Genomic DNA, 5,468 nt, shown 5'->3' on the forward strand with positions numbered 1-5,468 from the left:
TCTATCAGACTCTTTCGTGTCCGATTCCCGGTCGAAGCGGGCCTCGCATTTTCGCTTTCCAGTTCTTCGCTTTCGCGCTTTCCCTTTCCGGCGAGTCCGACTCTATCAGATCCTTTCGGGCCTGATTCCCAGTCAGCGGGGTTTGTCTTCCCGGCTGTTGGGCCGTTCCGACGAGTGAGACATTAGCGGAATCCGGGGCCTCGACGCTAATCGGGGTCACGTTCCTTCGAACGTGGATTCCTCATTTCGCGAATGCGCACGCAGAGGCAGGCGACAACTGTCGCTCGCTCGTCGTGGTTACTGCGGAATGGCTGTCCGGGGACCGACCGAGGTCGGCGCTCACGTCGGACAACTCGGAGCACACTACGGATGCGCAGTGGGCGTGTCAACCCCGGTCCTCGTCGGGGCGCGGTGGAAGGCCAGGCGGTAGTCGCGGGGGCTGGTGCCCAGGTGGGTGGCGAAGTGCTGGCGCATGGTGATCTCGCTGCCGAAGCCGGTGCGGCGGGCCACCTCGGGCAGGGGGAGGTCGGTGCGCTCCAGCAGCTTCTGAGCTGCGGCGATGCGTTGGGTGATCAGCCAGCGCAGAGGGGTCGTGCCGGTGCTCGCCTGGAAGTGACGGGCGAAGGAGCGCGCGGACATGCCGGCCCGCGCGGCCAGGTCCGCCACCGTGTGCGGTTCCGCCAGACGGGTCAGGGCGAAGGCGCGTACGGCGGCGAGGGAGTCGGCGTCGCGGTCGGTGTGCGGCGTGGGGTGCTCGATGAACTGAGCCTGTGTGCCGGTGCGGAAAGGGGCGGTGACCATCGAGCGCGCGATCGTTGCCGCGGCCTCGGCGCCCTGGGTCGTCCGGACGAGATGGAGACACAGGTCGATGCCGGCTGCCGTGCCCGCGGACGTCCAGAGGTTGTCGTCGTGGACGAACAGCGCGTCCGGGACGACCGTCACCGCGGGGTGGCGGGTGCGCAGGAGCTCCGTGAGGTTCCAGTGGGTGACTGCCCGGCGGCCGTCGAGGAGGCCCGCCTGAGCCAGGGTGAAGGCGCCTCCGCAGAGGGCGGCGATCGGGGTGGCTCGGGCATGGGCGCGGCGCAGGGCTTCCAGGACCGGTGCGGGCGCCGGCGTCACATGGTCGTCCAGCCCCGGGACGACGATCAGATCGGCCCTGGCCAGCCAGTTCAGCGTTCGGTCGGGAGTCAGGGAGAGACCCCCGCGCAACGGGATGGGGGCGGGGGTGGACGCGGTTCGGCGCAGGACGAACGGCGGGACCCCACGGTCCGTGCGGTCCACGCCCCACACCTCCGTGATGACGGAGACGTCGAACGCCCGGACCCCGGGGAAGGAGACGAGGGCGATCCGGGAGGGGGCGCGGGGAATGGCCTCGGTCGTGGGCATGGTGGCAGTAAAGCATCGTTCGATGGCTTTTTGACCTCTGGGCGACCGAGCGGACGGGCGGCAGGATCGTGGCCATGGAGATCGCGGAGAACGCAGCACTGGTCGTGGTGGACGTACAGCAGGGTTTCGAGGAGGAGGCGTACTGGGGGCCGCGGAACAATCCCTCGGCGGACCGGAACATCGCCGGGCTGATCGATGCCTGGCAGGCGAGTGGGCGGCCCGTCGTCTTCGTACGGCATGACTCGCCCAAGCCCGATTCGCCGTTGCGGGTGGGGTATCCCGGGAACGACTTCAAGTCGTACGTGGAGGAGCGACGGGGAAAGGGCAGTGGGCCCGAGCTGTTTCTGACGAAGAGCGTGAATTCGGCGTTCTACGGGACGCCGGATCTGGGTGCCTGGCTGAGCGGCGCCGGGGTGCGGCAGATCGTGGTGGCCGGGATCCAGACCAATATGTGCGCGGAGACGACGGCGCGGATGGCGGGGAACCTGGGTTACGAGGTGTTCTTCGCGCTCGATGCGACGTACACCTTCGACGGCACCGGTCCGTGGGCCGGTCCGTGGGGGTGGACGCTCGGCGCGGAGGAGCTGGCGCGGGCCACCGCCGTGTCGCTGCACGGCGGTGGGTTCGCGCAGGTGGTGCGCAGCGCGGAGCTGATCGCTGCCGCCGACAGGCCCTAGTTCAGCCGTTGCCGGAGGCGAGCTCGCGGCTGCGGTCGCGGGCCGCTTCGAGGGCTGCGATGAGGGCGGCGCGTACGCCGTGGTTCTCCAGTTCGCGGATGGCGCTGATGGTGGTGCCGGCCGGGCTGGTCACCGCCTCGCGGAGCTTGACCGGGTGTTCGCCGCTGTCGCGGAGCATCACGGCGGCGCCGATGGCGGCCTGCACGATGAGGTCGTGGGCCTGGGCGCGGGGCAGGCCGAGGAGGATGCCGGCGTCCGTCATCGCCTCGACGAGGAAGTAGAAGTAGGCGGGGCCCGAGCCGGAGAGGGCGGTGGCCGCGTCCTGCTGGGACTCGGGGACGCGCAGGGTCTTGCCCACCCCGCCGAAGATCGCTTCCGTGGTGGCGAGGTGGTCGGTGGTGGCGTGGCTGCCCGCGGAGATGACGGACATGCCCTCGTCGACCAGGACGGGGGTGTTCGGCATGACGCGGACCACCGGGGTGCCCGCGGTGAGGCGCTCCTCGAAGAAGGCGGTCGTGATGCCGGCTGCGGCGCTGATGACCAGGCGGTCGGCGGTGAGGTGCGGAGAGAGTTCGTCGAGGAGGCGGCCCATGTCCTGGGGCTTGACCGCCAGGATGAGGATGTCGGCGCGCTTGGCGGCCTCGGCGTTGGTGACCGCGTCGACGCCGTAGCGGTCGTGGAGCTCCGCGGACCGCTCGGAGCGGCGGGTGGTGACCAGCAGGTTCCCCGGGCGCCAGCCGGCCCGGATCATGCCGCTGAGCAGGGCCTCGCCGATCTTGCCGGTGCCGAGGACTGCAACTGTCTGGGTCATGCGCTTCACCCTCCGGGCGGTGCTCACGGTTCTCGTGGCGCCATCCTCGCACCGGCCCGTCAGGCGGTGCGGCGGCGGAGGGTGGCGGCGCCGAGGGTGAGGACGAGGAGGGCGCAGCCGGCCACGATCACGATGTCGCGGACGAAGTCTCCGGTGACGGCGGTGTGGCGAAGGACCTCGTTCATGCCGTCGACGGCGTACGACATCGGCAGGACGTTCGAGATCGCTTCGAGGACGGGGGCCATCTGATCCCGGGCGATGAAGAGTCCGCAGAGCAGGAGCTGCGGGAAGATCACGGCCGGCATGAACTGGACGGCCTGGAACTCGGAAGCCGCGAAGGCGGAGACGAACAGTCCGAGTGCCGTGCCCAGCAGGGCGTCGAGCAGGGCGACCAGGAGCAGCAGCCACGGTGATCCGGTGACGTCCAGACCGAGGGCCCAGACCGAGAGGGCCGTGGCCAGGAGCGACTGGACGATGGCGACGGCGCCGAAGGCGAGGGCGTACCCGGCGATCAGGTCGCCCTTGCCGAGCGGCATCGCGAGGAGCCGCTCCAGGGTGCCCGAGGTGCGTTCGCGCAGGGTGGCGATCGAGGTCACCAGGAACATCGTGATCAGCGGGAAAATGCCGAGGAGCGAGGCGCCGATGGAGTCGAAGGTCTGCGGGCTGCCGTCGAACACGTAACGCAGCAGCGTGATCATCACGACCGGGATCAGCAGGAGGAGTGCGATCGTGCGCGGGTCGTGCGTCAACTGGCGCAGGACGCGGGCGGCGGTGGCGAGGGTGCGGGCTGCGCTCAGGGGTGAGGTGCCGGGCGTGGTGCTCATCGGGCGTTCTCCTGACGGGTGGCGGCCGCGTCGACCAGGTGGAGGAAGGCTTCTTCGACGGTGTCGGTGCGGGAGGCGGTGCGCAGGGCCTCGGGGGTGTCGTCGGCGAGGATCTCGCCTTCACGCATCAGGAGCAGCCGGTGGCAGCGCTCGGCCTCGTCCATGACGTGGGAGGAGACGAGCAGGGTGGCGCCGCGGTCGGCGGCGAGGCCGTGGAAGAGACTCCACAGATCGCGTCGGAGCACCGGGTCGAGGCCGACGGTGGGTTCGTCGAGGACGAGCAGTTCGGGGGTGCCGAGGAGCGCCACGGCGAGGGAGACGCGGGTGCGCTGGCCGCCGGAGAGCGTGCCGGCGAGGGCGTCGGCGTGGCTGGTCAGGTCGACCTCGGTGACGGCTCGGGTCACGGCTTCGCGGCGGGCGTCCCGGTGGCGGCGGCCCGGCTGGAGGATCGCCGCGAAGTAGTCGAGGTTCTGCCGGACGGTGAGGTCGGTGTAGACGGACGGGGCCTGGGTGACGTACCCGATCCGTGGGCGGAGGGTGGGGTGGCCCGCCGGGCTGCCCAGGACGTCGAGGGTGCCGGTGACCTTGGCCTGGGTGCCGACGACGGCCCGCATCAGGGTGGATTTGCCGCAGCCGGAGGGGCCGAGGAGGCCGGTGATCCTGCCGGGTTCGACGGTGAAGTCGAGTCCTTTCAGGACGGTGCGGCTGCCTCGTACGACGGTGAGGCCGCGGGCCTCGATGGCGACGCCCGAAGAATTCATCATGCGATGAATTTTGGTCCCGGCGGGACCCCGCAGTCAAGGGATCGCGCACCGGAAGGGCCGGCGGCACGTCAGCGGATGGCCGCGTTCAGGTCGACGACGTTCTCGACCTTGCCGTCCGGGAAGAGCGGTGCGAGGTGCTCGTCTTCCTCGGCGAGGAGGCGCCGGGTGGGTTCCTCACCCAGGACCGGGAACGCGGAGTGGCTGCCGAGGTGGGCGGCCGGCGGGATGGGCCGGGACGGGGTCCTGCCTACTTGCGGCGGGGCTTCTTCGCCTTGGCCGCCCTGGCCGCCTTGCGGGCCGACGGGTTGCCGGTCCGGGACGAGCGGCGCTTCGCGAACCGGGCCTGGGCCGCCTCGTACTCCGCGCGGTGGAGCTTCTCGCCCGGTGCCTCCGTGAACGTACGGAAGAAGTACGCGAGGAGCGAGCCGATGAAGCCGATGGTCTTGAGGCCGCGCAGCGTGTCCTCGCGGGCCGGGTCGGCCGGGCGGCGGCTGAAGCCCTCCCACGTCTTGCGGAAGGCGATGGCGCTGCAGATGGCGAACATCAACACGACCAGCACACCGACGAGGCTGCCGACGTCGGCGATCTCCAGGCCCTGGTAGGCGAAGCGCAGCACGAAGCAGGAGGCGACCGCGGCGGCGAGCGAACCGATGGCGGCTCCGGCGCGGCGGAGCCCGTAGTTGCCGTCGTGGGCGACCCAGGTCGTGCCGAAGAAGCGGATGGGCTCGGGCTGTGGTCCGGGGGCGGTCGCGGGGGGACCGGTGGGCGTCGCGCCGGACTCGGTGGTGCCGGGAGCCGTGCCGTCGGGGGTGTCGCTGTTCTCGGTCACGCGACCGATTATCCCAGGGACGGGGCGGAGTCCGGGCAACCGTGCGCGGCGGGGGCCCCCCCCGGGGGGGGGGGGGGCCCCCCCCGGGGGGGGGGGGGGGCCCCCCCCGGGGGGGGGGGGGGCCGCGCGCCCCCCCCCCCCCCCCCCCCCCGGCGCGGCGCCCCCCCCGCGCGCGCC

General features: G+C 71.4%; 6 protein-coding genes. 1 reads left to right on the forward strand and 5 read right to left on the reverse strand.

Annotation, left to right across the window (positions count from 1 at the left end; genetic code table 11):
* Positions 1-363: 363 nt before the first annotated feature.
* Positions 364-1,386: a GlxA family transcriptional regulator gene (locus ACIBJG_RS38645; RefSeq protein ID WP_399315023.1), complete on the reverse strand. Its 1,023-nt coding sequence runs from the start codon at positions 1,384-1,386 to the stop codon at positions 364-366.
* A gap of 74 nt (positions 1,387-1,460) precedes the next feature.
* Here ACIBJG_RS38645 and ACIBJG_RS38650 point away from each other — a divergent pair, with 74 nt between their 5' ends.
* A complete protein-coding gene (locus ACIBJG_RS38650) occupies positions 1,461-2,063 on the forward strand; it encodes a cysteine hydrolase family protein (protein ID WP_399315025.1) in 603 nt (200 codons plus the stop codon).
* A gap of 1 nt (position 2,064) precedes the next feature.
* On the opposite strand, the gene proC is transcribed toward ACIBJG_RS38650, so the two are convergent.
* From proC to ACIBJG_RS38670, 4 genes are all read right to left on the reverse strand, one after another.
* Positions 2,065-2,874, reverse strand: a complete 810-nt coding sequence (gene proC / locus ACIBJG_RS38655; protein ID WP_399315027.1) for a pyrroline-5-carboxylate reductase — start codon at positions 2,872-2,874, stop codon at positions 2,065-2,067.
* A gap of 59 nt (positions 2,875-2,933) precedes the next feature.
* Positions 2,934-3,698, reverse strand: a complete 765-nt coding sequence (locus ACIBJG_RS38660; RefSeq protein WP_399315028.1) for an ABC transporter permease — start codon at positions 3,696-3,698, stop codon at positions 2,934-2,936.
* Positions 3,695-4,462: an ABC transporter ATP-binding protein gene (locus ACIBJG_RS38665; protein ID WP_399315030.1), complete on the reverse strand. Its 768-nt coding sequence runs from the start codon at positions 4,460-4,462 to the stop codon at positions 3,695-3,697. Before ACIBJG_RS38665 ends, ACIBJG_RS38660 begins: the two co-directional genes overlap by 4 nt.
* A 247-nt stretch (positions 4,463-4,709) precedes the next feature.
* The gene (locus ACIBJG_RS38670) at positions 4,710-5,291 is read right to left on the reverse strand and encodes a hypothetical protein (RefSeq protein WP_399315031.1); all 582 of its coding nucleotides are present in this window, start codon (positions 5,289-5,291) and stop codon (positions 4,710-4,712) included.
* Positions 5,292-5,468 lie beyond the last annotated feature (177 nt).

Origin of the sequence: Streptomyces sp. NPDC050422 (assembly GCF_044458665.1) — a bacterium.
Classification (GTDB): Bacteria; Actinomycetota; Actinomycetes; order Streptomycetales; family Streptomycetaceae; genus Streptomyces.

What these genes read in the sequence shown, in the direction of transcription:
- ACIBJG_RS38645 (WP_399315023.1), bottom strand. Translation starts at nt 1,386, where the DNA reads ATGCCCACGACCGAGGCCATTCCCCGCGCCCCCTCCCGGATCGCCCTC.
- ACIBJG_RS38650 (WP_399315025.1), top strand. Translation starts at nt 1,461, where the DNA reads ATGGAGATCGCGGAGAACGCAGCACTGGTCGTGGTGGACGTACAGCAG.
- proC (WP_399315027.1), bottom strand. Translation starts at nt 2,874, where the DNA reads ATGACCCAGACAGTTGCAGTCCTCGGCACCGGCAAGATCGGCGAGGCC.
- ACIBJG_RS38660 (WP_399315028.1), bottom strand. Translation starts at nt 3,698, where the DNA reads ATGAGCACCACGCCCGGCACCTCACCCCTGAGCGCAGCCCGCACCCTC.
- ACIBJG_RS38665 (WP_399315030.1), bottom strand. Translation starts at nt 4,462, where the DNA reads ATGATGAATTCTTCGGGCGTCGCCATCGAGGCCCGCGGCCTCACCGTC.